This is a genomic window from Methanoculleus methanifontis (genome assembly GCF_030464365.1).
Lineage (GTDB): Archaea > Halobacteriota > Methanomicrobia > Methanomicrobiales > Methanoculleaceae > Methanoculleus > Methanoculleus methanifontis.
Genome location: NZ_VCYI01000009.1, coordinates 22,563 through 46,749, shown reverse-complemented (window position 1 = coordinate 46,749; position 24,187 = coordinate 22,563). Strand labels below are relative to the sequence as shown.

Here is a 24,187-nt window from a genome sequence, read left to right as displayed (position 1 = left end):
AGCATGACGGATGTGCTACTCCTAGCAGATCTGCACGGTAACTACGGAAAGCTTGACGCTTTTCTCAGCTACGACTACGATGCAGTCATCATTGCAGGCGATATCACCAATTTCGGTCCACTTGAGCCTGTAGATTCGGTACTCTCGAACTTCGAGGTACCGTGTTTCGCAATCCCTGGCAACTGTGATCCCCGCGAGATCATCGATGTGCTCGAGCGCTCGGATGCGGTCTGCCTGCACGATTCGTGGATCGCGCTCGGCAAGATCACGCTCGCGGGTCTTGGCGGTTCGAACAAGACCCCGTTCGACACGCCGTTCGAGTTGACGGAGGAGGAGATCGATAAAGAACTTACCCGGATAACCAATCACATGGACAAAAACATCCACAATGTCCTGCTCTGCCATGCCCCTCCGTATGAGGTGCTGGATGCCGTCGAGGATAACCACGTCGGCAGCCAGAGCATCCGCAAGCACATGACCCGGTTCGATCTGGTCTGCTGTGCTCACATCCACGAGGCACGGGGCGTCACCGAGGTCGACGGCGTCAAGGTCGTCAACCCCGGACCCGCTTCAGAAGGCTACGGAGCTATCATCCGTTTCGGAAAGGAGCCCAAAGATATCCATATCGACCTTATTGCTGTTTAGATAACAGCATCTCCAGATACGAGGTGTAGATCGGTGGACCGTCTACACCCAATTCTTTTGCAATAGCCCCGATCCGGTCGGCGGCATCCTCTTTGTTCTCTTCTGTCAGGATCTCGATCTCGGCGAACGTCCCGAGCCCCTCGACGTCGTCGAGCGTGACCGTCATATCTCCCATCTCGTAGAACTCCCGCATCTTCGAGACCGTTGCGGCGCGCCGGAACCCGAGGCGGGAGAGGATCCCTTCGAGCGTCTCCCCGTCGGCGATCGCGAGGTTGAACTCCTCGCGGGCCTTGGCGCTCCCGACCCGGATCTTGGGGCCTTTGTAGGTCACAGTGACTCCGGTGTCGTCGTACCTGACCCTTAACGCCTCGTCCGTCTCTCCGAAATCACGGTGGGGAGCGTTGTAGTAGACGTCGCGTTCCTGCTGCCTTCTTTCCATCCGCACTTCCTTCCGGTCGAGCCCGGCCCTGACGCTCTCCAGGTCTCCGACCGCATATTTTGCTTCTACTTCGAGCATGCCCATTCTGCGTCAGATCTGTCTCTTGGGAACGACGATAAACCCTCACTGTCCGGGCGTGAGCGCGCCGGAGGCTCTCTGCCGGATAAGGTCTCTCTGCCGTTCTGCGGCGGCGAGAAGCGCGTCGTCCCCGAGCTGTTCAGCGGAGACGATCGCCCGCTCCGTGAGCATCAGGGCGATGTCGTGATCATCACGATGGTGAAACCGGAGCCCGATCTCCAGGTTCAGGTCGGCGGCTTTTCCATACTCGCGCGCGTGGAAGAGGTGGCCGGCAAGCGAGAGAAGGACGTGCAGCCTGCTGGGGAGGCGATGTATGGAGCGCTCGAAACAGTCTGCAGCGCGGGCGTTAAGCGCAATCTGCGTGTCTTCGGTGAGGCTGTTCCTGCAGTGCTCCTGCAGGAGGGGGTGCGCGAAGGCATACTCGTCGCCCGGGAGCCTGCGGAACATCCCGCTCTCCAGCAGCTGATCGGTTGTCGGCGCCACGCCCGCCCCCTGGAGTTCGAGCATGCAGGCCATGACCGGCACGGGGAACGGGGGGTTTAAGACGCAGAGGTCATCCGTCCATGCTTTCATGGATTCGGGGAGCGCGTCGAAGATAAGCCCTGCGGGATCCTTTTCCCCGGCGATGATGTCCGTGACGTTCTCCCGGGACGGTGCGAGCCCCTGGTTGCGCAGGGTGTTGAAGCAGGCCATAAGGGCGAACGGGTCGCCCGATCTCTCTTCGAGGAGGCCGGCTGCTGCGTCGTCGATGGAGAAGTGAAATCGCCTCTCCCCGAGTTCCCGAATCTCGTGCTTCCGCATCCCGGTGAGTTGCACCTCCTCGATACCGAGCTCCTGGATCTCCTCCTGCATCGTCGCGTACCCGGAACCGGCGCCATCTTCGATCCTGCAGGTGAAGGCGAGGAGGATACCGGGCGGGAGGTTGCGCACGGCATCCCGGAGGAGGCGCCGGTCGTGACTCGAAGCGAGGTGGACGTCGTCCAGAAGAACTGCAGCAACGCGATCGGCCATGCTCATCTGTCTCCCGAGCTCGCCGAGCAGTTCCTCGAACGCCTGGTACACGCGGTCGTATCCGACCTCGGGCGACCGGGCGAAGACACCGACGATCTCCTCGCCGCCCTTCGGGAGCAGGCCGATTGGCTCCACCGGCGCGGCGTATTTCTCGAAGACGTCGTCGGCGTACCGGATAGCCTCTCTCATGCTCTCGACATCAAGAATACTTGTGAACCTTGCGGATGCCGCGGATCGCTGAAGATCGCTCAACAACTCCCGGACCGCAGAGAAGATCATCCCCGGGAGGTCGAAGGCCTCCGCCCTGAGGACGGGGGACTGCCGCCCGCCGGGGTGTTCCTGCACCTCGTATGCGAGCCTGTTCAGGAGCGAACTCTTCCCGATGCCCGGCGGCCCGGAGATCATCACTGTCTGTCCATGCTCTCCCGCCCGTGAGAGGATAGTCGAGAGTTGCTCAAGTTCCTCCCGTCTGCCGCAGAACTCCTCTGGCGGCGAGGGGGCGTACGAGACCCCACCGACCTGCTGCTGTATCTCGTCCATGATCCTGCCGGATGTTCTGATAGACAGTATAAATACCATTCCATCCAAATAAAATGGAACAACAAGACGCAGGCATGCGGCGGGCCGGTGCGGGAGGCGTACCGGGACCGCACGCATCCGCTATCCAAGGTGAATGGAATGGCACTTCAGGAAGGAGATTTTATCAGGCTCAGGTACACCGGCCGCGTCGGTGAGAATATTTTCGATACCACGGATGAGGAGAACGCAAAGGAAGAGGGGATCTACAACCCGCGGGCAGAGTACGGTCCTGTAACCGTCCGCCTGGGGAGTCACCACATCATTGTCGGCCTTGAGGACGAGCTGATCGGTAAAGAGGTCGGCGCCGAGGGCGAGATCGACGTCCCGCCCGAGAAAGCGTTCGGGGCGCACGAGGATGAGGCCGTAAAGTCCGTCCCGGTCACGCAGTTCCGCGAGAAGCCCCAGAGGGGGATGCGGATCGAGGTCGAGGGGCGCGAGGGTGTCGTCGTCGACGTCATCGGACGGCGTGCGGTCGTCGATTTCAACCACCCGCTTGCCGGCAAGACCCTGAACTACTCCTACGCGATCCTCGAGAAGGTCGAGGAGCCGGTGGAGCAGATCAAGGGCCTCATCAAGCTCTTCTCGGGCCGGACCGACATCGGGATCAGCATCGCCGGCGGGACGGCTGAACTGGAGCTCCCTCCCGCGATCACCTACGACCGACGCTGGATGGTCTGGCGGGGCACTCTCGTCCGCGAGATATTCGAGAACTACTCTGAGATCAACGATGTCGTCATGAAGGAGACGATCTCCCGCCCGGAGAAGCCGGTGCCTGAGGTCGTTGAGGCCGAAGAGGCTCCCGAACCCGCTGAGACCGAAGAGACCGAAGAGACGAAAGAGTCCGAGGAGTAATTCTCCTCCGCTCTTGCGGTTTTGCTTTTTTTTGAAGACTTTTCTACGCCTGTAGATGCTCCCTGAGTGCGAGGTGTCATGGGCTGTCGGGCACCCCTGTCTGGGATGCTTGTTTATGACCGACGGCAGCATGAAATGAGTTCTCATATCTGCGTTTCACGCTTATAGCACTCACCAGGGGTTTGAGCACCTGGAAGCGAGGGTAAAACCCCGTACACTGGACCGTGGGGGTATCGCCCTAAGGGGGGTGGGGACAGGGGAGGGGGATGCTCCCCCCTCCCCGTCAGCCCCTCCCCCGCGTGGCGATATCCACTGGAAATCCGTTTCCGGGAATGCGCAACAGCAGGAGCATCTGAGTTCCTTGGGTTCGAACTACGACTGTCTTCAGGTCCCCGAGTGCAATGAATATTTTGTCGCCGATCCTCTTGACCCCGGATACCCGCTCCCCACCAGATCAGGAACCCGTGCCGCCCGCCCGTACCCTTCTTTAGGTACCGGGCCGAATGTATTCTGAATCAATGGCGACACTACAGGGAATGAGCGGGGTCGATCTTCGGGCGCTGGTAGCGGAGGCTGCCGATCGCCTCCCGCTCTGGGTCGGCAAGATCTACCAGTTCGACGCGAAGACCCTTGGCATCAGGCTGAACGGTGAAGACCGGGCGAAATACCTGTTCCTCGTCGAGACGGGACGGCGCGCCCATTTCACCGCGGAGTTTCCGACACCCCCGAAGAACCCGCCGAGTTTCGCGATGCTGCTCCGCAAGCACCTCGAGGGCGGGAAGGTGCTCGGCATCCGCCAGCTCGGACTCGAGCGCACGATGAGCCTCGATATCGGGAAGCGGAATACGACTTATCACCTCATCTTCGAACTCTTCGACGAAGGGAACGCCGTCCTCTGCGATGAATCGTATACGATCGTCAAGCCCCTCTGGCACCACCGGTTCAAGACCCGGGAGGTTGTCCCGGGAGCGGTCTACGCCTTTGAGGGCTCTGACTGCTCGACCCTTTCCCCGGAAGAGTTCCGCGCATTGCTCGCACAGTCCGACCGCGACATCGTCCGGACGCTCGCCGTCGGGTGCATGCTCGGCGGCGCGTATGCCGAAGAGGTCTGCCGGGCGGCGGGCGTCGAGAAGAGCGCCGCCGCCGCGGAAGTGGACGCAAAAGCCGTCCGGGAAGCGTTCGAACGGCTGATGGCCGATGTTTGGGGGCACCGCGAGCCGGTGATAACGGCGTCCGGGTGCTGGCCGGTGGTGTTGGCTGGTGGGGAGGTTCGCGAGCGGTTTGCGACCTTCAGCGAGGCGCTGGATGCGTTCTACCCGAAGACGGTTGGCGAAAAGCAGGAGGCCGCGGCCGAGAAGCCCCGCCTCTCCCAGGCGGAGGTGATCCGCCGCCGGCAGGCCGACGCAATCAAGGGGTTCGAGAAGAAGATCGAGCGCAATCAGCGGCTCGTGGAGGTGATCTACGAGAACTATACGGACGTTGCCGGGATCATAGCAACGCTCGATGAGGCGAGCAAAAACCGGTCGTGGCAGGAGATCGAGCAGATCCTGAAAGCGAACGGCGATAACCCGGCGGCAAAGATGGTCAGGGGCGTCCATCCTGCCGATGCGGCGGTAGACCTCGATCTCTCGGGGGAGCGGGTGAAGATCTACGTCCACGAGACGATCGAGCAGAACCTCGGCCGCTACTACGACCAGATCAAGAAGTTCAAGAAGAAGAAGGCGGGCGCGCTCACGGCGATGGAGCGGACGGTCCCCGAGAAGCCCCGGACGAAGCGGAACCTTCCCCTCCTGAAAAAACGGTGGTATCACCGTTTCCGCTGGTTCACCACCAGCGACGGCGTCCTCGTCATCGGTGGCCGGGACGCCTCCCAGAACGAGGAACTCGTCAAGAAGTACATGGAGGGCGGAGACCTCTTCGTCCACGCCGACGTCCACGGCGGGAGCGTCGTCATCGTGAAGGGCGCGACCGAGCACCTTGACGAGGCCGTGCGGTTCGCTGCATCCTACTCCAACGCCTGGAAGGCCGGGCACTTCACGGCGGACGTCTACGCCGCCCGGCCCGACCAGGTGAGCAAGACGGCCGAGTCCGGCGAGTACGTGGCGAGAGGCGCCTTCATCGTCCGTGGTGAGCGGCAGTACTTCAGGAACGTCCCGGTTGGGGTGGCGATCGGCCTTCAGATGGCGCCTGAGGTCGCCGTCATCGGCGGCCCGCCGGGTGCCGTCACCGGGCGTACGAAAGTGTGGGTGGAACTCCGTCCCGGGCAGTTCGAGCCGAACGATACCGCAAGGAAGGTTGTCCGGGCGCTCAGGGAGAAACTCTCAGAGGACGAGTGGAAAGGGCTGAAGAACGCCTTAAACACCGAAGCGGTCGCCGCGTTCGTCCCGCCGGGAGGCTCCGACATTGTAGAATCATGAAGGCCGAAGTCCGGGAGATGAAGAAGCAGTTCGGCGAGATACGTCTCTTCCCGGAGACGCTCGACGACCTCTGGCACCTCTCCCACCTGGTCGGGCCGGGGGATCTCGTCTTCGCGACGACCTTCCGGAGCGTGGAGGCGGCGACCGACAAACTCCGGCCGGAGAAGGTCGAGAAGCGGCCGGTGCGGCTCGGGATCCGCGTCGAGAAGGTGGAGTTCCACCAGCACACGAACCGCCTCCGGATCGCGGGCGTCATCGAGAGCGGGGTGGACGTTGCCGCACACCACACCCTGAACGTCGAGGCCGGGTTCGAGATTTCGGTCGTCAAACGCTGGCGTGCCGTCGACTGCGAGCGGATCCGGCGCGCGGTCGACGCCTCCGCGTACGGCGTGGTTCACGTCGTGAGCGTCGAGGAAGGGGAGGCGCAGGTCTACCGGCTGCGCCAGTTCGGCCCGGAGTGGGTGACGACCATCACGATCGGGAGCAGCAAGGGTGCCGAGACCGGCACCCGGTCGGCGCTTTTTGAGAAGACGCTTGACACGGTTGCCGCCGTCACCGGCCCTCTCGTCGTCGCGGGCCCGGGGTTCGTGAAGGACGAGTTTGCGGAGTATGTGAAGGCCCGCGCCCCCGATCTCGCCGGGCGGATGGTCACCGTCGAGACCCGGCGCATCGGGCGGGGCGCCGTGCAGGAGGTGATCGGGCAGGGGATCCTTGACCGGCTGCTCGGCGACCTGCACCTCGCACGGGAGGTTGCGCTGATGGACGAGGTCCTGCTCCGGATCGCGACCGAGGGCGCCGTCGCCTACGGCCTCGATGAAGTCCGGAAAGCGGTCGCCTACGGGGCGGCGGAGACGGTGCTGGTCGCCGACACCCTGCTCCGTGACGATGAGGCTACGGGCGTCATCGAGCAGGCCGAGCGCGTCAACGCAACGGTCGTGGTGCTGAGCACTGAGTTCGAGCCCGGGGAGCGCCTTGATGCCATCGGGGGCGCCGCGGCGCTTCTGCGGTATAAGATCGAGTGAGAGGCGGCGCACCTCGCACCTGATGGTGCTCGACCTCCTTCCTCGAAAATCTTCGGGTTTCTCGATCTCCGGTTCTCTGAACAGTCGCACCCTTCAGGTTTCTCAAACTCCGTTCCTACGGAACGTCGCACTTCGTACCTGACGGTGCTCACGCTCCTGCCCTTCGGCCAGTCGCACTTCGCGGCTTCGCGCTCTTCGCGTGAGGCTCCACCGTTATCTCTTCTCCCAGCTCACGCGAAGCCGCGAAGAACGCGAAGTTCAGTAGATGAGTATATGACTCCCCTGCGCACTCTTCGAGTGCTCAAACTCCATTTCTTCGAAACGTTGTTCTTCGCGTGAGATCGTGACGCTATCTCTGTATCGTCGTCTCATGTAACGTGCGTCGGACCGGAGTTCGACGAACATCGCAAGTGCGATGCGGTCCTTTCTACGTCACTGCACCTCGTTACTATCACCCGCTCCGCTGCCCCTCCTGCCCCGCCGGGCAGGAAGGTACCTACTTTTATAACCGGAGAACGCCCAATAATGTAGTAATTCCGTCAATCCCGGGAAGTGGCCAGAAGTCGGTTTGCTCCCGCCGGGCCGCCGCCCCGAAGGGACTCTTCCCTTTCAGGAATGGCGCAACACTGGTGTCACGATGAGCGAGAATGCGGTAGCAGCAGAGTCTGAAATGACACGGCCACGGACACGTGCCGAGAAACAGGCTGAGCACAGAAATCGGATAACACGGACGCTTGTAGCCTGCTTCATGGGTATTCTGGCCGGGGGACTCTCGTTCTACCTCTCCGGCACGCCCGACCCGGTCACAGGCCTTCAGGAAAACGCCATCATCGGCATCCTCCTTCTCATGGCGGGCGTCGTCTTCCAGAAACACATCTTCATGCTCATCCGGGTCGACCACATGGCACTGACCGGAAAAGACTGGTTCTACCAGGGTTTCATGACGTTCGCGCTCTGGTTCATGACCTGGACGATCCTTCTGACTACCACTGTTCTGTGATCACCCATGCGTATTGCTGTTGTACACCGTGATCGGTGTCACCCTGTCAAGTGCGGCACCGAATGCATCCTCTATTGCCCCCGTGTCCGAACCGGTGACGAGACCGTCGTCATCGGCGAAGACCAGAAGGCCGTCATATCTGAAGAACTCTGTGTCGGGTGCGGTATCTGCGTGAAGAAGTGCCCCTTCCAGGCGCTCGACATTGTCAACCTCCCCGAACAACTCGACCAGCCGACCCATCGCTACGGCCAGAACGGCTTCGTCCTCTACGGCCTTCCGATCCCTGTCGAGGGGAAGGTCACGGGGATCCTCGGCCCGAACGGTATCGGGAAGAGCACGTCGGTGAATATCCTCTCGGGCACGCTCGTCCCGAACCTGGGGAGAATCGATGCCGAGATCTCCTGGAAAGAAGTCCTCGACCTCTACCAGGGGACCGAGCTTTTCGACTACCTCCAGTTGCTCTCGCAGAAGAACGTGAAGGTCGCGGTAAAACCGCAGTACATCGACCAGATCCCGAAGGTCTTCTCCGGGTCGGTGCGCGACCTCCTCACGACCACCGACGAGCGCGGCAAACTCGACTACTACATTGACCGGCTCTCGCTTTCAGCTGTCATGGATCGGCCTATCACGACCCTCTCCGGTGGCGAACTCCAGCGGGTGGCGCTCGCCGCCTGTCTTGCGCGTGACGCCGACTTCTACTTCTTCGACGAGATCACGCCCTATCTCGACGTCTACCAGCGGATGGCTGCCGCGAACCTGATCCGGGAACTTGCCCTGGAGCGGCCGGTCGTGATCGTCGAGCACGACCTTGCCATCCTCGACATGCTTGCCGATACCGTGCACATCGCCTACGGAGAACCGGCGGTCTTTGGTGTCATCACCCACCCGAAAGGCGTCCGGGTGGGGATAAACCAGTACCTGGAAGGCTTCCTCCCGGAGGAGAACGTCAGGTTCAGGACGTATGCGGTGACGTTCGATGCCCGGGCGCATGCTTCCGATGTGAACCGGGAGGTGCTGCTCGAGTTCCCGTCGATGACGAAAGGGTTCGAGCAATTCTCGCTCACCGTCGACGGCGGGGAGATCCGGAGCGGCGAGGTTCTCGGTGTCCTTGGAGCGAACGGTATCGGGAAGAGTACGTTCGCCCAGCTCCTCGCCGGGGTGCTCGAACCCGATACGGGGGCGATGGATACCCGGGTGCGGATATCTTACAAGCCTCAGTACCTCAAAGGCGACACGGAAGCGACCGTCGAGGAGATCCTCCGCCAGACGACGACGAAGTTCAACACCTCGTACTACCAGCACGAGATCCTGGAGCCGCTCTCCCTTGCGCAGCTCCTCCAGGCGCCCATAAACACGCTCTCCGGGGGCGAACTCCAGCGCGTGGCGATAGCGATCTGCCTCTCGCGCGACGCCGATCTCTACATCCTGGACGAACCGAGCGCCCACCTCGACGTGGAGCAGCGGGTGAAGATCTCAAGGATGATCAGGAAGCACGCCGAAGGGCGGGACGCGAGCACGCTCGTGATCGACCACGACATCTACGTCATCGACATGATCAGCGACCGTATCCTGGTCTTCGAGGGCAAGCCGGGCATCAACGGCAAAGCCGCCGGGCCGTTCGACATGGCGCCGGGCATGAACCGGTTCCTCGAGGCGCTCAGGATCACCTTCCGGCGGGACAAGAGTGGAAGGCCGCGGATCAACAAACCCGGCTCGTTCCTGGATCGGGAGCAGATCTCCGCCGGGGAGTATTACTATACTGAGATCTCGAAGTAATGGGCGGGGTGCGAAGTTCTCTTTTTTTTCGTGAGCCGTCGATAGTAACCACGAAGATTTAATTGGAAACAGAGTTACGTTCGTCAGCGTTCCCAAACACGGTTTTCCAGTGGATATCGCGTCTGGGGGAGTGGTTGCAGGGGAGGGGGGTCTCCCCCCTCGCACCTAGCGGTGCTCATGCTCACTCCGTTCGCACTCCCTATTGTCCCCACCCCCCCGTGGCGATATTCCCACGGTCCAGTGTATCGGGTTTTTTCCGGGCCTCTAACGTTCCATCAGTCTCGTCAAAAGGGGGTACCTGTGATTGCCGGGCAAACAAGCAGCTTCTAGTCTTTGAGGATACGCCCAACTAACTCACAGGCCAGCTCAAACACGCCTGTGCATTTGACCGTAGTATTGCGATGGTCGGAGGCACCTGCCTTCCCGGAATCTCTGGCTACGCCTCAACCTCCCTGTTCACCCACGGCTCCCCGCGCCGAACAACCCTTCAAAGAAAGCCCACACACCCTCAAACAGCCTGGCACTCTCTCCGGCAGTCACCGCCGGTGCCGGGGTCTGGGGCAGGGGTGTCTCGGTCACCATCGGTGTCGGCACCGGGACTGCGGAGAGATCGAGGGTGGCGTGGCCCGCCGTCGGCGGGATGTAGCCCACGTTTCCGGGAACGACGAACCAGCACCGGCCGTAGGCGTCGACGAAGAGTTTCTTGACGACGTTTGCGCGAATACCGTCTCCGGACGTGATATGCAGGGCGACGCCCGAAGAATTCCACCCGTATATCCCGTTATCGGACGCGATGTAGAGCATCCCTTCGGCCGTCGTTGCAACGTCGTTGATGACGATTGGGAACGCGCTCAGGTTCCCGGCGTTGAGGACCGGTGTAACCCCCGTATCTGGGGCGTAATAGAGAACCGTCGTGCGGTTGAAGAGGTACACCCCCCCGAACGGATCGACCCGCACCTCGGAGACCCGGCGAAGTGTGTCGCTACCGTAGGTGACCTGCTCGAAGCGGATCTCTTCGGCCCGCTCCTTGAGCACCCGGACTCCGTCGTTTTCCGATCCGATGACAAGCGCATCGTTTGCGGCGTCGACCACCATGCTCACGATGGTATGACACCCGAGGCCTTCGGGCCCGGCAGGCTTGTACCATGTCCAGTCATCGCCGTGGCAGCGGTGGAGGCCCGCCCGCCCGGTGGCAACCCACATCTCATCCCCCCATCGTGTGATGCAGTTGATGTTGAGGTTCTTGAGGAGATCCAGGTCCTGGACGGCGCGGTAGCCCGTCCCGTCTCCGATCTGCAGCCCGTTTGGGTACCCGAGCCAGAGGTGCCCTTCCGCGTCGAGCGCGACCGCGGTTACCATCGTCTCGAGAGGCGCGAGCACGCCGTAAGGCGTCTCCCCGGGATTCCTTGCGTTGACCGAATACCAGGTACCGTTCTCCGTGCATACGGAGATGCCGGTGTCGGTCGCAAAGATGACGTCCCCGTAGCGGCCGTTAATCGCGTCCTTTACCCCGGCGGACGCGATGCCCGAATGGTAATCGGGCACTTCAACGTACAGGGCTGATGCGAAGGGAATGAAGAGGGATGCCGCGGCTAAAATGAGTATCAGAGTGCGATGCATGTCCCGTCCGCCTTTTTGATGATGAGACGACCCTTCCCCTCCGGCCAGTAGTATACGGACCGCCCGATCTTTCCGCCGGTCTCCTCGTGCTCGATCCTGATGCCCTGTTTCTGAAGCAGTTCCTTCACCACAGTGGCGTTTCGTTCGCCGATATTCAGGGAATTGGCCGAAAACGCAAACATGCTTGCACCGCCGACCACGATTGCGGTGATCGAGGATTTTATGCTTCCCTGTTGCTTCATCTCTTCGAGGAGAGCACGTATGGCAGTATCCGCGAACTTCCCGGGCCGGTCGGTCTCCCCCCGGCTCTCGGGGAGCATGATATGGGCGAGTCCCGCAAGCGACCTCCGCTGGTCGTGCAGGATGAGCGCGATGCAGGAACCGAGCCCTATCGTCCCCATCGGGCACTTCCCAACCCGGAATTCGCCCAGACCCAGGATTATTCCTGCCTCTTCACCAAAAAAATTATTCTCCATGGTATCCCGGATGCCGGTTATGAGAGCGGTTCCATCATCCGTTCCAGCATGAGGAACAGCTGCTGCGTAAGTTCGGCGTTCGGGAGCATGTAGATGCTCCCGTAGACGGGCGGCGCCTCGCTCGTGAGTTCGGTGTTGAAGATCAGGACATCGTTCACGTCGCCGGCCACCTGCGCGACGATGGACTCGAAGGCGGCATGCGTCATATCGATGGCCAGCGCAGGGGGAGACGGCAGCATGACGATACCCAGCAGTTCGGCTGTCGCATCGAGAAACGCCGATATCATGATGTTCCCGATCTCGATCGCAGCGCTCTGGTCCATCTCGTTGATCTCGCGATCGGTATCGGTAGTGCCGAGCATCTGGTTGGTCAGCTGGATGACAGTCTCCCGGGGCATGCTGACGACGACATATCCACCGTCCGCGATCTCCCCCTGAATCTGGAAGACGACCATTGCCGAGATCTCGTTGCTGATGTAGTTGTGCAGATCGGCGATATCAATGGCCAGCACCTCCGGCACCGTCATCTCGATCGGGCTCATCAACATCTGCGATAATGACGTTGCCGCGTGTGCTGCACCGATATTCCCAAACTCTGCCAGCGCGTCCTTCTGAAACAGATCCAGCTCCATGAACTTTTTCTCCTAAATCATTGTACTTACATCGAGTACCGGCACGACATCCCCGTCTCCGGGGATGGTGATCCCGCTGATCCCGCGGCAGTTGCCTGCAATCCTGGAGAGCGGTTTCACCACTACCTCCTGCTGGCCGTCGACGGAATCGACGACGATGCAGCATCTCCTGCCGTCGTTCTGCAGCACGACCAGCGTGTCGCTTTTCCCTGCCCGGCCAAACATGTCCTCAAGGCGGTGCATGGGGAGGGTCTGGTCACGGAGCAGGATCGCCTCGCTGTTGCCGATCCGATGAATTGCCTCCGGCCTCGTCTGCGCCACCTCGACGACATTGCTGATCGGGATGGCGCACCGCCTGCTGTTGATGTGCACCATCATGACGTCGATGATCGCCATCGTCGGGGGGAGAACCAGTTCGAACTTCGTTCCCCTGCCGACCTCAGTCTTGACCTTGATCGTTCCTTTGAGCGATTCGATCGTCTTCTTGACCACGTCGAGCCCGACGCCCCTGCCGCTGATGTCGGTGATCGTCTCGGCCGTGCTGAACCCGGGTTCGAAGAGCAGGCCGACGAGTTCGTCTTTCGTTGCGTTCGCTGCCGCTTCGGGCGTTATGAGGCCTTTCCCAACACCTTTCTTCTGGAGTTTCTCGGGATCGATGCCGGCACCGTCGTCCTCGATCTCAATGACGACGTTGTCCTTGTCCCGCCGCGCCGTCAGCTGCAATGCTCCTTTCCGGGGTTTACCGGCAGCTATTCGGGTCTCCGGCGTCTCGATGCCGTGGTTCACGGCGTTCCTGATGAGGTGCAGGAGTGGATCGGAGAGCCTGTCCATCATGCTCCGATCGAGTTCGGTCTCGCCGCCCTCGATGGTGAACTCGACCACCTTCCCGTCGTGGTTTGCGACGTCCCGCACGACGCGTGGAAGACGGTTGAAGATACGTTCGAGGGGTATCATCCGGATCCCCATCATGAGGTTCTGAAGGTCGGATACCGAACGGCCGACCATGGAGAGTGCCTCGTCGAACTCTTTGATGCCGTGCTTCTTCGCGATCTGCTCGAGCCGTCCGCGGTTGATCACCAAGTCCTCTACCAGGTTCATCATCCGGTCGAGCCGCTGGATATCAACACGGATATTCTTGATCTCCCGGCTCTTCTCAATTTTCGCCGTCCGCGGGGCCTGTGGCAGCGGCGGCTCGATCTGCGGTTCCGGAGCTGGTTCAGGCGCTTGCGTCTCCTCACTCACCGCCGGGGGGATCATGGGGGGAGCATCCGGCACCGACTGCGGTGCGGAGAGGGCAAGGAGCGAGATCTCGGTTCCGGAAGCGATCGTCCTGAGTGCATCCTCCCCTGCCTCGCTCTCGATAAGAATCTCGAACGGCCCGTCGAACTTCCCGTCCTCGAGGAGTTCCCGTGAGGGGGTCGTCGCGTGGATCGTCCCGATATCCTCCAGGTTCTGCAGCAGCAGCATCGCCCGGACGTCTTTCATGGTGCTGGACGGGTCGACGGCAACCGTTAACGTATACAGTGGTCGGCCGTCGACGTCATCCGCCTGCTCAGGAGGTATCCCGGCGGAGGTCGCCGCACCGGGCGATGATTCCTGCTCGCCTCTTTCCTCTTCTTCGGTAAACGCCTGAAGTTCCTGAACCAGGCTTGCTGACTGCTCGTCGGATAGCGTTTCTCCTGCCTCGATGGCATCCAGCATCCCCTCGATCGCGTCGGTGCAGGTGAGCAGAAGATCGGTGAGCGACGCGGTCACCTCGCGCCGCCCGTTGCGGATGAGGGAGAATACGTCTTCCATCGAGTGGCAGAGGTGTTCCATCACGTCAAAGCCCATCGATGCAGACATCCCTTTGAGCGTATGTGCTGACCGGAAGATCTCGTCGATGGCGACATGCTGCTCATCTCCGTTCTCGAGGGCAAGAAGGTTGTTCACGATGTTCTCATGGTTCTCCCGCGACTCCTCAACAAACAGCTTCCGATACCCCTCTTCGTCAAACATCATTCACCTCGAGTTGTCCGACTGCTCTCGCGATCTCGCGCGCGATATTCCTAAGTGGAACCACCTGGTCGACGCAGTTCCTGGTAAGAGCGGAGCGCGCCATCCCGTATACGAGACAGTCCTCTTCGGCGCATACCATCGTCTTGCCGCCTGCAGTCTTCACCGCGAGCATTCCCTCGCCGCCATCGTTCCCCATCCCTGAGAGGATCACAGAGACGGTGCGCGGGCCGAACACGCGTGCTGCAGAGGCGAAGGTCTTGTCGACGGCAGGTCGAACTGCGTGCAGGTGGGGAGCAGTCGAGTGGATGATCCGCCCATGGTTTCTTCCGTCGCCCGCTGCGACTCCCGAGATGACGGTGTGGAACCCGGCCTTTGAGATCAGGACTGCTCCGGTCTTCAGGCTGTCTCCGCTCCCGGTCTCTTTCACGGGGAGAGCAGAGACCCTGTTCAGGCGCTCAGCAAGCGATGCCGTGAACCCTTCGGGCATGTGCTGGGTGACGACGACCGCAGCGGGCAGGTCCGGCGGAAGCGCGGAGAGGAGCGTATCGAGCATCGGTGGCCCCCCGGCAGAAGAGCCTATCAAGACGATTATATTCGCTTCGTTTCGTCTGGTTACAGTGGGTTTTACGATCGTCGGTAGCGCAACAAGGTTTCTGATCTTCTGGACGAGTTCTTTCTCGACGCCTCTGACGTTCGGAACGTCCCTCGGTTTGAGCATGAAGTCGTCCGCCCCAAGCCGCAGCGCCCGGTGAGTCATATCGGCCTGCCGGGAGGTCAGCGTGCTCAAGACGATCACTTTCGGTTTTGCGCTCGCCTTTTGCAGCGCTGCGAGCACCTCAAGACCATTCATCCGGGGCATCTCGATGTCGAGCGTGACGACGTCGGGTTTTAGATCGGATATCTTTTCGAGAGCATCAATGCCGTTGACCGCCGTTCCGACTACTTCGATATCCGGGCTGTCCTTGAGCAGATCCCGGAGAATCGTTCGGATAAAGAGTGAATCGTCGACGATCAGAACCCGTATCATAGCTACGCACTGAGGACGCTCTTGACTTCTTCGAGCACTTTCGGAGCCTGGAACGGTTTGACAATGTAGCCTTTTGCACCGCTCTTGACGGCGAGTTTGACCATCTGCTCCTGACCGACCGCCGTGCACATGATGACTTTTGCTGCCGGGTCGGCGGCCTTGATGGCCTTGAGCGCCTCGATCCCGTTCATCTTCGGCATGACGACGTCCATTGTGACGAGGTCGGGCTTGAGTTCCTGATATCTGGCAACGGCCTCCGCCCCGTCCGCTGCCTCACCGACGATGTCGTGCCCGCCGGAGAAAAGGATGTTCTTCAGCAGCGTTCTCATAAACATTGTATCATCGACGATTAGGATTCTCCCCATCGGACACCACTCATTGGATATTTGATAAAAAAATTATATATGTCTTCTTATTTTTAAGAAATGAAGTTTTTAATCCATTGGAGATTTTACAGACTCTGAGATGTATCTTACGCCTTTTGGGGTTAGTTGTACTTCTTTCCTGACATAGAGCACTTCGGCGAGTCCTGAGCCGAGGAGTTTCTCGTAAATGGCGTCGAGATCTCTGTGTGAGAGTTTCAGCATGTTCTCGATGGTGCTCGAGTCCATTCCGCTGTAGACCAGCATGGCCACCTGCCCGGTCAGGGGGTCGAGCTCCTCGCTGACCTCGGTGTCGTGTGTCGCCTCTTTGAGGAAGTTGTAGAGAACCTGGAGTGTCGTCAGCGGGCAGAGAACGAAACTCGTCACGACCTCGTTCTCAATAAGGTGGTCGATCTTCACGACGTCGAGATCCTTCTCCTGGATCTCCCGGGACGTAAGTTCGATGCCGGTCACCTCATCGAGCGGAATGCAGACCTGTTTATCCTGGCTGACGAACCAGATGCCGGTCTTCATGACGGCGATCACGCCCTTCTCCCACTGAGCGTTCTTGACGAGTACTCCCCCGCGGATTGCGGGGGACATGAAGAAAGCGTTCAGCCGATAGGCGCTGGCCTGCGTGATGACAAATTTCTTTAAGATCTGGAGAACCTTCTCGACCGATGCGATACGGTAGACGCCCTCTCCGTTTGCCCCAACGGTGACGAGCACCTGGTTCTTCTTCTCCTCGAGATCGACCACGGATTTGTAAGGGATCTCCCGATTGAGGGGAGCATCGATGCGGAAACGGTCCTCAGCAATACCCATCGTCGTCGGGACCCACTTCCCTTCATGCTCGACCTTTACCGGAACCGATTTCATCGTTGCCTCTCTTACCCCTCTGCATTACTATATCCTGCGCGATACTATCATCGTTGTGATTTCATTGCCGTGAGGATCTCCTCGAGTTCCGCCGCCAGGTCTTTCGCGTGATACTTCTCACCTTTCAGTTCGCGGACCAGGCTGATATCCTCCACGAACTTCTTCTTCTTGGTGTCGGCTTTGAGAGCGGTGATCAGGTCGTCCTCGACCGCTCCGCCGGATGCGAAGGAGACCATGTCGAAGTCTTCTTGTGTCTCTTCCTCGATCTCCCCAAGGACATCTTCATCCTGGATGGGTTCTTCAGCATTGATCTCTTCTTCTTCCTCTTCCTCCCCCTCGATCTCGATCTCGTCGAGATCCAGTTCGTCAAGCGCGGCGAGTTCTTCGCTCAGCGCGCTCATGTCCGGCATGCCGTCGTCTCCGGGCAGCTCGGGGACGTCCGCTGTTACCGGCGGAAGGTCGGCGTCGGGTTCGCCCGCATCCCCGGCAAGATCGGCGCTGGACGGGAGGTCAAGGTCTTCTAACTCGCTCTGGTGCGACTTGAGGATATCTGATATGGCGTCCGCATCCTCTGCCGAGAGCAGAGAGATCTGGTCGGGCTCAGACACCGTCCCCGGACCGGATGCTTCGCCATCGAGGTCGAGATCCTCCAGTGAGTCGATATCGAGGTCCGCAAGCGAAGCAAGGGGATCGGCAGCGTTCCCACCGGCCTTCGGGGGGGCCGGGGTTATGGACGGGTCGGGAACCCCACCCTCGACTGCCTGGTCGAGCATGGCGTCGATCTTCTGGATGCCCCTCTCCTTCTCATCCTCAGGAGCGCGGGCATGTGTGATCGCTTCCAGGACTGATGCCTTGAAGGTTCTGAGCATACCGGAGATGCCGATCCCGGAGACCGGGCTCTCAGCCGGTGCACCCGGTTTTGCCGTCTCCGACACATTGGGCTGTTCTTTTTTCTTCCTGCGTTCCCGAAACGCGGCGCGCAGCCTCGATGGTTTCAGTTCGGTAAGGTCGAGCGCCCCGGTGACGACGAGTGCGAGGAACCCTGCGAGCACGGTGCCGGCGACAACGATCTCGACGGTGGCGTCAAGGACAATAATCACGGAACCTGTACCGACGGTTATTAGAAACAGACACGGACGACGTAAACCTTCTCTCAACATCAAACCCCCACGAGTGTTGGAATGCTAAAGAATACGCTCACGATGATTGGTGCAATGATGTAGACGATACCGGTTGCCACGCAGAGCAGGCTCGTGAAGAAGTAGTACAGGTATCGGTCGCCGCCCATGACAATCTTTCCTGCAAGGATATTTGCAACGGTCAGCATTAAGAGGATCGTTACCACGTAGGCTCGCATCGTGTCTTCGGGGAAGTTTACGAAGATGTTTAAAGACGTTGCCATGCCGCCGCCGACCGTTGCCGTACTCCCTGAGAGCGCGGCTGAAGTCTCGTCGAAATGCACCATCACCTCCTGTATCGCGTTCGACATCGAGAGGAGGATCTCGAAGAGGAAAACGAAAATGGCGATCATCGCTCCATGCATCGGCACGAGCAGGACGACGAACCCCTTCACCATCATATCGCGCTTTCTGCGGAGTAGCACCTGCTCAAGCATTGAAGAGCCGACGATCTTTCCGATCGCGTCAGGCGACCCGCCGAGGGCCACTGCGTCGCGGAAGATGTTCATGTACTTGTAAATCAGGTAACTGCCGGTCTCCCCGATGAACTTCTTCCAGCTCCTGGCTTCGTCGAGCCCGAGGTTCAACTTCGATGAGACCGAGTCAATGAACGGCTCCAGGTGGAAGAGTGACTTCCTGTCGACCTCCTGGAGTGCGTCGCCGGTGGTGATGCCTTTGCCTCCCATGATCGACCCGAGGCCGCGGATGAACGTGGCGAAATCGGTGTCCCGGTTGATGACATTCGCATCGTCGATGTAGCCGATGATCCCGAGCGGCATCACGAGCAGGCCGACAAGCAGGAAGATGATGCCTGCGTTGACGCCGACAAGGATGAGCATCAGCCCGATTGCGGCGGTTATCGGCAGGATAAGGCGTTCCAGCCGCCGGATGAGGCCCTGCTCTTGTGAGCAGATCTCGGAAAGACCGTGCGTGCGAGGGTCATCGGGGACGGCCCGGTACATGATCGTGAGACCGAAGACCGATATCGCGAGGATGATGAAGTAGGATGTGTTCAGCGTCGCTTCAATCCCGTCGGGTGCATAGATCGCCACGGAGATCATCATGATGATCGCGACGAGCGCCCCGGAGAGGAGCATTGCGATGTAGGCGTCGCCCCACTTCTTCAAGAGTTCGATCCCCTGCTCGAACGAGTTCCGGTAGATGCTCCGGATGCTCGAGAGTTCCGTGCCGATGAAGTCGTCGTCCGGGACACCGGAGTCGATGGAGTTGGCGTAGCGGTTGAGCATGCTCTGGAGGGTTTTGTTCCGGCACCGCTCCGCGACCGCCCGGAGAGCGTTGGAATAATTCTGGCCCCACCCGGCGACCAGGCGCTGCACCTTTGCTATGTAGCGCGACGGGATGTACTCGAATCGCTCGGAGGTGTACTGGAAGATCTCGGGCCTGGTCACGGTTGATGTGGTGATCGCGGCCATGTAGGTGTACATGAAGAGCAGGTCCTGCTCCATCTTCTTGTTCTCGAGGATGGTGGAATGGAGATCTCCGAGAGTTTTAGCCTGCTCCTCGAACGGGATCTTTCCCTGGTTTGCCGCTCGCAGCCGTTCGGTCACGTCCTCAAACAACGCCTACACCTCAATGTTGAGCAGTCCCTGCTTCTTGATCTTGGTGGTCATGTGGAAGAGGTCCCAGAACTGAGTGTACCCGGCTTTGTGGAGCCGTTCAAGAATCCTGGCACGTTTCTCGACCTCGTCGTAGATCTCGCTCCGTCGGTTCTCGGGAATGCCGAGCATCGTTGCGATCTTGTTTTCGAGGAGATAACTGCTCCCTTTCCCGGTGAAGGTGAAGGTGTCGGTCGCCGGATCCCAGACGAACGTCGCCATGAAGGAGAATCCCTGGGTCTCGGGGTCGTAGCCCACGAGTTCGTTGATACTGAGCATCCGGCGCACGGTTCCGCCCTGGGGGAGTTTTACCGCGCTCTGGACGACGACCAGGTTGAGGTTGTCGACGTAGGTCTTCGGGATGTTGATCGGGTCGCCGCAGAGACGCTGGATCAGTTTCTCGACCGACGCTGCGTGGAAGGTGCTCATCACCGGGTGGCCGGTCTGCATTGCGGAGAACGCGACTGACCCTTCCACACCACGGATCTCACCGACCAGGATCTGGTTCGGGCGCTGACGGAGAGCGGATTTCAGGAGGTCGAACATCGTGACCTCGGAACCTTCCCCTTCGCCCTTCCCCTTGGCTTTCGCGACCTCGCGTGTCCAGTTCCTGTGGGGAACGGTCAGTTCCGGGGTATCCTCGATGGTGACGATCTTGTTCTCGGGCGAGAGGAAGGTCGTGAGGGCGTTTAAGGTGGTCGTCTTGCCGCTCGCGGTCTCGCCGGAGACGAACATCGACATCCCGTACTCAAGGCAGATCCAGAGGTAGGCGGCCATCATGTAGTTACACGCCCCGCTCTCGATGACCTGTAGGATGCTCATGGGCACCTCGCTCACCTTACGGATGGTGAAGTTGCTGCCATGCTTGCTGATCTCGGTTCCGTAGACGATGTTGATACGCGAGCCGTCAGGCAGGGTCGAATCCACGATGGGGTTCCTATACGTCAGCGGCCGTTTGATCCGCTCGGCGAGTTTGATGACGAAGTTGTCGAGTTCTTGCGAGTCCTGAAACCCGATGACTGATTTCAGCCCTTTGAAGATCTTGTGCTCGATGAAGATCGGTCCGACGCCGTCGCAGGTGATATCCTCGATGTACCTGTCGGAGAGAAACGGTTTGAGCGTTCCCATCTCGATCTTGTCACGGACGATCATGTATTCAAGCGCCTTGTATTCCTGTTGCGTGAGGATGACCCGCCCGTCGGCGAGTTCAGGGCACCCCGATGTCGAGGGTCCCTTCGACGCCCCGATCTCCGAGGTGAGGAAGGTCTTTATCCGGCCCTTCAGGTCCTTTGGCGTTCCGCCGGCAAGCAGGGACTCGTCGATCACCTCGCCAGGCCGTTTGATGTAGACGAGTTGCTGGATGAAATTCTTCAGCACCTCGATCCGTGCCTGCTGGGTCACCGGCTCTTCTTCGAGGACGTCAATCAGGTCGATCAGTTTCTCCTCGATCGCCGGGAGGATCTCTTTAACAGAGTGCAGGAACGACGGTTCAATCGGGATGTACCAGTTCCGGACGTCGTTTGGGTCAGGGAAGATGTGGATGAACGTCGTTTCGTTCACCGGGTAGATGATGTTCGGGTTCTCCATCGATTTCAAGTCCTGCTTCAACTCCGAGAGGAAGAGCGGGATGCCGACGGTGTTGACCGGGAGGATGTGGAGGTACTCGAGCAGGTGGGGGCTTGCCTTGACGTAGTCGCGTGCGTTTGCCGGGAGCATCCGGTAGAGTGCGCAGGACTCGACGTTGTTGTAGCAGTCGTTCCCCTCGTCGATGAATTCGGGCTCAAAGGGGAGGATGACCGTTGCTTCCAGCGCCGACGTCATTGCTTACACCTTCGCGACCGAGACGGGGATGATCTTGATGCCGTACCCGGGGTGAACCTCGAAACTGATGATGTTGCCCGTGGTCTTTCGTGCCCCGCGGACCTTGACGACCTCGAGCATCATGACGTATTTGCCCCCGACGAGCGCCTTCTTCATGAAGAGGTGGGCGTCGCAGATCGAGCGGATGCGGACAAGCGAGTCCTCGACGAAGGCGTAGGTGTGCAGGGTGATCAGGATGGTCTTGCCGTGGTCGACGAGGTTCTTGCAGTTGGTGAAAAACGTGAGAACCGTGTCCTGTTTGGCGTACTCAGTGAAGAGGGTGAGCGAGTCGATGACGATCACCTCCGCTTTGCTCCGCTCCATGTAGGCGATCATCCGCTCGAGTGTTCCCTGCATCTTCTCTTTTGTCCACTCGAACCCGACAACGTGCATGGGAAAGACCCGGAGGTAGCCCCAGGCGAAGTAGTCGGAGATATCAAGGCTCATAGACTCCATCTGGGTGAGGAAACTCTTGCTCGTGTTCTCGGTCGAGAAGAGGTCGACGTTGAACCCCTGCTTTAAGGCACCCCAGACGATCTGCTGGGTGAGCACGCTCTTGCCGGTGTCGTTCTCACCCTCGATGAGGGTGAGCGACCCGAGGGGGAGGCCGTCGGCGATCTTCTTGTCGAGCTCGGAGTTCCCGGTCGAGAGGATTGTCCTGTCGGGCTGATCGAGGATACTGCGGTTCGCGTCTTCGCTCAGAGCCATTTCGTCATTCACCTGTCTGTATGTATGCGGAACCTGAGACCCCGTTCGGGGTGACGACCTGGACCCACGTAGGGTTGGCGCCCTCCGGGCACGTGATGGAGAGGTTGAGGGTCTCGTCGGGGTCGAGCTGGCCGGGGTGAATCCCGTCCGGATCTATCTTCACTGTGCTCCAGTGATAGGGGTCGGTGCCGTGGGGGATGTAGACCGGAACCCCCTCGCTCTGGAGGTAGACGTCGATCGATGCAAGATCGACGACCGGTTCGCTCCCGGTGTTCGTCACCCTGACGTAGAGGGTCGTGCCGTCGATCGTTGTATCCTGAATCGCGATTGCCGTCCGCATCCGGGCCTCCTGGTGAGCGGCGAGGTTGCTCTGCGCTTCGACCATCACCTCCGTGGTGGTGAGGGCTCCGCCGATCAGGATGTAGGCGGTGAAGACCAGGAGGAAGATGCCGATTCCGGATGCAACGAGGGATCCTCCACTCATGGCTAATCACTCGCGGTGAAGGTGGTCGACCGATAGAGACCTGAGGGGAGGACGAACTGGAAGTAGACGATATCTTCCTTCTCGGGGAACTTTTCAGTCTTTGCCTCGATGTAGAGTGTCTCTCCGGGGTCCCAGTAATTGTTCGCGTCCTCGAGGATCTCGTACCTCCAGGTTCCATAGTCGAGCTCTGTTGCCCGTGTCAGCCGGACGAAGTCGCCCTGGCCCCCGAGGAAGACGTCGGCCTTCTGCACGTCGGCGCTGGAGATCCTGCCGGCGCCGACGTTTTTCAACCAGATTCTGGCGGTGCTGCTCTCGTTGCCGGCATACGTCGTGACGATCTTCACGTCCGTGCTCAGCCGTTCGTCTACGGTGTGAGAGGACGACGTGATCGTGCCTGATAGGGTGTAGATGACGGGAAAGACTGCGTTGATAAGGACGCCGGCCGATATAATGGCGGCGATAAGGAACATCGCGGTGGTGAAGGTTTCACTCGACATCCATCATATCCTGTCCAGCAACTCAATCCAGGTATCACCGGCATCTTGTTCCTGTGAGGATGTCTTCCTGCTTTCCTGTTCCCCCGAACCTCGCCGGGAGAGCATCAGCACCTCGATCAGGTCCCGGTCAAGCGTTGCATCCTCGGGGTCGAGGATCCGGTTTAAAACGTAGAGTTCCGAGACGAACTCGTTCGGGCCGATATCAGCGACGTCGTGCCGGGTCTCGGGGGCCATCCGCATGATCTCCCGGATCTGATCGGCGACATCGTCGGTGATGTAGCCCATCGACCGGTAGGCGTCGGTCATGATCGTCATATGCTCATGCCCGTATTTGTTGCACCCCTGGTGCACCCAGGCAAAGAGCCGGTGGACCTTCTGCAGTTTGAGTTTTCCCGCGGCCTTCGTCTCGGGGGCGGGAGGATTTGCCTCCGGGAGAGCGGCCATGCTGCCTGTGGGGAGGCCGAGATCGGCGGGGAAGAACCCGGTGCCGAGCCCCTCCGGGGCCGGGTGCACCTCCGGCACGCTGAGGCCTGCGGGGGGAGTGTCGAGTGCGGGCATCTCACCGTCTCTCTCCTCATCGTCCATAGCAAGAGCCGGCGGCTCGGACCAGTTCCTGGTGTGAGACGTGGTGGCGCTGGTGAATGGGTTGTCCAGTTCGTTCATCCGCTCCCGGAGGTCGATGAGCAGCCGCTTGATCGAGGTCTTGACGAAGTCCAGTTCCTTCTCGAGAGCGTCGAGACGGGTCTCTGGGTCATCGGAAGATATACCGGAGAGTATTTTGTCGATCTGAGCCTGGTCTACCCCCACCATAATGTTGATTTATATCATCATTATTATTTATAAATCTTTGCTATATGGGCGCGTGATTTCCTGTTGGTTTGGGGTGTTCTGGAGTTTGTGAAGGGGTGGTTGGGGATGGGACTTCTGGTAGCGGTGCGAAGTTGCGGCCTGGCGTGACCCCCGTATGAGCCGGTTTGAACTGTCCAGAGAAGAGGTTCGTGTACATTCGAGGGGCGTGTGGCAGAGTTTTT

Annotated in this window: 22 protein-coding genes; 6 read left to right on the top strand and 16 right to left on the bottom strand. The window is 59.9% G+C overall.

What is annotated here, in order from left to right; all coding sequences use genetic code 11:
• Positions 1–3: 3 nt before the first annotated feature.
• On the top strand, positions 4–645 hold the full coding sequence (locus tag FGW20_RS07865; protein WP_301677533.1) for a metallophosphoesterase family protein: 642 nt from the start codon (positions 4–6) through the stop codon (positions 643–645).
• Here the strand turns inward: FGW20_RS07865 and cyaB are convergent.
• Together cyaB and FGW20_RS07855 are read right to left on the bottom strand one after the other, a co-directional pair.
• Entirely contained in the window at positions 632–1,162 is a 531-nt protein-coding gene (cyaB, locus tag FGW20_RS07860) for a class IV adenylate cyclase (protein ID WP_301677532.1), read from the bottom strand. The two genes, FGW20_RS07865 and cyaB, sit on opposite strands and share 14 nt — an antisense overlap.
• Positions 1,163–1,207: 45 nt before the next feature.
• Complete coding sequence (locus tag FGW20_RS07855; RefSeq protein WP_301677531.1) at positions 1,208–2,713, bottom strand: AAA family ATPase; 1,506 nt, start codon at positions 2,711–2,713, stop codon at positions 1,208–1,210.
• Between the two features lie 138 nt (positions 2,714–2,851).
• Between FGW20_RS07855 and FGW20_RS07850 the strand changes: the two genes are divergently transcribed.
• The 5 genes from FGW20_RS07850 to FGW20_RS07830 all read left to right on the top strand — a co-directional run bounded on the left by FGW20_RS07850 (position 2,852) and on the right by FGW20_RS07830 (position 9,819).
• Complete coding sequence (locus FGW20_RS07850; protein WP_301677530.1) at positions 2,852–3,604, top strand: peptidylprolyl isomerase; 753 nt, start codon at positions 2,852–2,854, stop codon at positions 3,602–3,604.
• A gap of 536 nt (positions 3,605–4,140) precedes the next feature.
• The gene (gene rqcH, locus FGW20_RS07845; RefSeq protein ID WP_437178574.1) at positions 4,141–6,021 is read left to right on the top strand and encodes a ribosome rescue protein RqcH; all 1,881 of its coding nucleotides are present in this window, start codon (positions 4,141–4,143) and stop codon (positions 6,019–6,021) included.
• Positions 6,018–7,043 (top strand): mRNA surveillance protein pelota, encoded by a 1,026-nt coding sequence (locus tag FGW20_RS07840; RefSeq protein WP_301677529.1) that lies wholly within the window; start codon positions 6,018–6,020, stop codon positions 7,041–7,043. Before rqcH ends, FGW20_RS07840 begins: the two co-directional genes overlap by 4 nt.
• Positions 7,044–7,680: 637 nt before the next feature.
• Entirely contained in the window at positions 7,681–8,043 is a 363-nt protein-coding gene (locus tag FGW20_RS07835; protein WP_367617932.1) for an EMC6-like membrane protein, read from the top strand.
• Between the two features lie 6 nt (positions 8,044–8,049).
• Positions 8,050–9,819, top strand: coding sequence for a ribosome biogenesis/translation initiation ATPase RLI (locus tag FGW20_RS07830; protein WP_301677527.1), 1,770 nt, complete (start codon positions 8,050–8,052; stop codon positions 9,817–9,819).
• Between the two features lie 456 nt (positions 9,820–10,275).
• Here the strand turns inward: FGW20_RS07830 and FGW20_RS07825 are convergent, their stop codons facing one another.
• From FGW20_RS07825 to FGW20_RS07760, 14 genes are all read right to left on the bottom strand, one after another.
• Entirely contained in the window at positions 10,276–11,439 is a 1,164-nt protein-coding gene (locus FGW20_RS07825; RefSeq protein ID WP_301677526.1) for a ligand-binding sensor domain-containing protein, read from the bottom strand.
• Positions 11,424–11,915 (bottom strand): chemotaxis protein CheD, encoded by a 492-nt coding sequence (locus FGW20_RS07820; protein WP_301677525.1) that lies wholly within the window; start codon positions 11,913–11,915, stop codon positions 11,424–11,426. Before FGW20_RS07820 ends, FGW20_RS07825 begins: the two co-directional genes overlap by 16 nt.
• A 17-nt stretch (positions 11,916–11,932) precedes the next feature.
• A complete protein-coding gene (locus tag FGW20_RS07815; protein WP_301677524.1) occupies positions 11,933–12,547 on the bottom strand; it encodes a chemotaxis protein CheC in 615 nt (204 codons plus the stop codon).
• Positions 12,548–12,559: 12 nt separating this feature from the next.
• Positions 12,560–14,545: a chemotaxis protein CheA gene (locus tag FGW20_RS07810; protein WP_301677607.1), complete on the bottom strand. Its 1,986-nt coding sequence runs from the start codon at positions 14,543–14,545 to the stop codon at positions 12,560–12,562.
• A complete protein-coding gene (gene cheB / locus FGW20_RS07805; RefSeq protein WP_301677523.1) occupies positions 14,538–15,572 on the bottom strand; it encodes a chemotaxis-specific protein-glutamate methyltransferase CheB in 1,035 nt (344 codons plus the stop codon). Before cheB ends, FGW20_RS07810 begins: the two co-directional genes overlap by 8 nt.
• 2 nt (positions 15,573–15,574) lie before the next feature.
• Entirely contained in the window at positions 15,575–15,937 is a 363-nt protein-coding gene (locus FGW20_RS07800; protein ID WP_301677522.1) for a response regulator, read from the bottom strand.
• A 69-nt stretch (positions 15,938–16,006) separates the two neighbouring features.
• Complete coding sequence (locus FGW20_RS07795; protein ID WP_301677521.1) at positions 16,007–16,813, bottom strand: DUF8579 domain-containing protein; 807 nt, start codon at positions 16,811–16,813, stop codon at positions 16,007–16,009.
• Between the two features lie 47 nt (positions 16,814–16,860).
• Positions 16,861–17,913 (bottom strand): hypothetical protein, encoded by a 1,053-nt coding sequence (locus FGW20_RS07790; protein ID WP_301677520.1) that lies wholly within the window; start codon positions 17,911–17,913, stop codon positions 16,861–16,863.
• A 59-nt stretch (positions 17,914–17,972) separates the two neighbouring features.
• Positions 17,973–19,571: an archaellar assembly protein ArlJ/FlaJ gene (arlJ, locus tag FGW20_RS07785; protein WP_301677519.1), complete on the bottom strand. Its 1,599-nt coding sequence runs from the start codon at positions 19,569–19,571 to the stop codon at positions 17,973–17,975.
• A 3-nt stretch (positions 19,572–19,574) separates the two neighbouring features.
• Entirely contained in the window at positions 19,575–21,428 is a 1,854-nt protein-coding gene (gene flaI / locus FGW20_RS07780; protein ID WP_301677518.1) for an archaellum flagellar ATPase motor FlaI, read from the bottom strand.
• A 3-nt stretch (positions 21,429–21,431) separates the two neighbouring features.
• Positions 21,432–22,175, bottom strand: coding sequence for an archaellum protein ArlH (arlH, locus tag FGW20_RS07775; protein ID WP_301677517.1), 744 nt, complete (start codon positions 22,173–22,175; stop codon positions 21,432–21,434).
• A 4-nt stretch (positions 22,176–22,179) separates the two neighbouring features.
• A complete protein-coding gene (locus tag FGW20_RS07770) occupies positions 22,180–22,659 on the bottom strand; it encodes a flagellar protein FlaF (RefSeq protein ID WP_301677516.1) in 480 nt (159 codons plus the stop codon).
• Positions 22,660–22,661: 2 nt separating this feature from the next.
• Positions 22,662–23,156 (bottom strand): flagellin, encoded by a 495-nt coding sequence (locus FGW20_RS07765; RefSeq protein ID WP_301677515.1) that lies wholly within the window; start codon positions 23,154–23,156, stop codon positions 22,662–22,664.
• A gap of 3 nt (positions 23,157–23,159) precedes the next feature.
• The gene (locus tag FGW20_RS07760) at positions 23,160–23,966 is read right to left on the bottom strand and encodes a hypothetical protein (RefSeq protein WP_301677514.1); all 807 of its coding nucleotides are present in this window, start codon (positions 23,964–23,966) and stop codon (positions 23,160–23,162) included.
• Positions 23,967–24,187: the final 221 nt, after the last annotated feature.

Bases quoted from the DNA above. Each gene is read 5' to 3' on its own strand.
- FGW20_RS07865 (WP_301677533.1), top strand. From the start codon at position 4: ATGACGGATGTGCTACTCCTAGCAGATCTGCACGGTAACTACGGAAAG.
- cyaB (WP_301677532.1), bottom strand. From the start codon at position 1,162: ATGCTCGAAGTAGAAGCAAAATATGCGGTCGGAGACCTGGAGAGCGTC.
- FGW20_RS07855 (WP_301677531.1), bottom strand. From the start codon at position 2,713: ATGGACGAGATACAGCAGCAGGTCGGTGGGGTCTCGTACGCCCCCTCG.
- FGW20_RS07850 (WP_301677530.1), top strand. From the start codon at position 2,852: ATGGCACTTCAGGAAGGAGATTTTATCAGGCTCAGGTACACCGGCCGC.
- rqcH (WP_437178574.1), top strand. From the start codon at position 4,141: ATGAGCGGGGTCGATCTTCGGGCGCTGGTAGCGGAGGCTGCCGATCGC.
- FGW20_RS07840 (WP_301677529.1), top strand. From the start codon at position 6,018: ATGAAGGCCGAAGTCCGGGAGATGAAGAAGCAGTTCGGCGAGATACGT.
- FGW20_RS07835 (WP_367617932.1), top strand. From the start codon at position 7,681: ATGAGCGAGAATGCGGTAGCAGCAGAGTCTGAAATGACACGGCCACGG.
- FGW20_RS07830 (WP_301677527.1), top strand. From the start codon at position 8,050: ATGCGTATTGCTGTTGTACACCGTGATCGGTGTCACCCTGTCAAGTGC.
- FGW20_RS07825 (WP_301677526.1), bottom strand. From the start codon at position 11,439: ATGCATCGCACTCTGATACTCATTTTAGCCGCGGCATCCCTCTTCATT.
- FGW20_RS07820 (WP_301677525.1), bottom strand. From the start codon at position 11,915: ATGGAGAATAATTTTTTTGGTGAAGAGGCAGGAATAATCCTGGGTCTG.
- FGW20_RS07815 (WP_301677524.1), bottom strand. From the start codon at position 12,547: ATGGAGCTGGATCTGTTTCAGAAGGACGCGCTGGCAGAGTTTGGGAAT.
- FGW20_RS07810 (WP_301677607.1), bottom strand. From the start codon at position 14,545: ATGTTTGACGAAGAGGGGTATCGGAAGCTGTTTGTTGAGGAGTCGCGG.
- cheB (WP_301677523.1), bottom strand. From the start codon at position 15,572: ATGATACGGGTTCTGATCGTCGACGATTCACTCTTTATCCGAACGATT.
- FGW20_RS07800 (WP_301677522.1), bottom strand. From the start codon at position 15,937: ATGGGGAGAATCCTAATCGTCGATGATACAATGTTTATGAGAACGCTG.
- FGW20_RS07795 (WP_301677521.1), bottom strand. From the start codon at position 16,813: ATGAAATCGGTTCCGGTAAAGGTCGAGCATGAAGGGAAGTGGGTCCCG.
- flaI (WP_301677518.1), bottom strand. From the start codon at position 21,428: ATGACGTCGGCGCTGGAAGCAACGGTCATCCTCCCCTTTGAGCCCGAA.
- arlH (WP_301677517.1), bottom strand. From the start codon at position 22,175: ATGGCTCTGAGCGAAGACGCGAACCGCAGTATCCTCGATCAGCCCGAC.
- FGW20_RS07770 (WP_301677516.1), bottom strand. From the start codon at position 22,659: ATGAGTGGAGGATCCCTCGTTGCATCCGGAATCGGCATCTTCCTCCTG.
- FGW20_RS07765 (WP_301677515.1), bottom strand. From the start codon at position 23,156: ATGTCGAGTGAAACCTTCACCACCGCGATGTTCCTTATCGCCGCCATT.
- FGW20_RS07760 (WP_301677514.1), bottom strand. From the start codon at position 23,966: ATGGTGGGGGTAGACCAGGCTCAGATCGACAAAATACTCTCCGGTATA.